The organism is Candidatus Hakubella thermalkaliphila (assembly GCF_013281975.1).
GTDB classification, from domain to species: domain Bacteria; phylum Actinomycetota; class Humimicrobiia; order Hakubellales; family Hakubellaceae; genus Hakubella; species Hakubella thermalkaliphila.
On record NZ_BLRZ01000318.1, the window covers coordinates 1 to 986 of the forward strand.

At 49.6% G+C, this 986-nt stretch carries 2 protein-coding genes; both read right to left on the minus strand.

Annotation, left to right across the window (positions count from 1 at the left end):
* Nucleotides 1-487, minus strand: a 487-nt coding sequence (locus tag HW443_RS11845; protein ID WP_176238290.1) for a hypothetical protein, incomplete at its 3' end; no start/stop codon positions are given.
* Between the two features lie 127 nt (nucleotides 488-614).
* Nucleotides 615-986: RcpC/CpaB family pilus assembly protein (locus HW443_RS11850; protein ID WP_258190534.1), on the minus strand; the 372-nt coding region annotated here is incomplete at its 5' end.

Sequence of the window (986 nt, forward strand, 5' to 3'; positions counted from 1 at the left end):
TCTGGATATTGCTGTGAAGGAGTTTTTGCCACCTTTCCGCCCGGTGAAGAGCCAGTACCAATTTCTGGGAGACTGACCTCCTGCTCACAGGACGTAGAAGGAGATCATCCACTTCGGATGGAGATATCTCTCGTAGTACCTCCTCCCCATCCCCATCCCCATCCTCATAATCATCCCCTTGGTCACCCTTATCCTGATGCTTATCCTCTTCCTCCTTTTTCAACTTCTCTAAGCAAACAACCAGAACTGTTAATAGAGGATTTAAGGTCCTGATCTCCTGGAGGGAAGTTTTCAAGAACCTCAAAAAGGCCCCTGAGGTGGCCAAAAGAGCAACTGGCTGCTGGTACTTCAAGGCACCCAAAAGCTCCCCTCTCTCTTTCGGACACAAAAGGACAACTTTGTCCCTCAAGATATCCACGTCAATAAGAGATTTCAATTTATCTAGATCTTCTTCATTATCAGCGATCGCCACAACTTTCCGGTCCACTCTCTATCTCCTTGTTATACGCTCTCCATCTTCAGTTATAGGCTGTCATCTTGTAGGGATTCTTCCTTTATCTGGAATCTCCCCAATGACTTCTCACCAGGTGTTTCTGTCTCTGAAAAATCTTCCCCTAGAGGTCTTCCAGGGTGACCGGGCCTCTGTCTGAAAATGGGGAAGATTCTGGTGGACCGAGAATCAGATCCACTCTCCCGTTGGCCAGGGCAAAAAGCAGTATTTCTGCTTCTCTGGGTGTAACCAGCAAAGTGACGGCATGCTGTTCGGAGGGGGGGCTAAATTCTCCAAATAGCCTCTGATCAGAAGGAAAAATGGCATCCTCTTCGCCGCTCACCCTATTTAGCGGCCCCACTGCCACCACCTCAATCTGCTGAAGAATAGTCTTGGTAAAATTACCCCGCCCCTCCTCTCCGGCAAAGCTGGCAACGACGTCCACCCTATCCCCGGGGCGGAGGACGTCTGCTTCTAGAAGAGCTGTACCTATGGG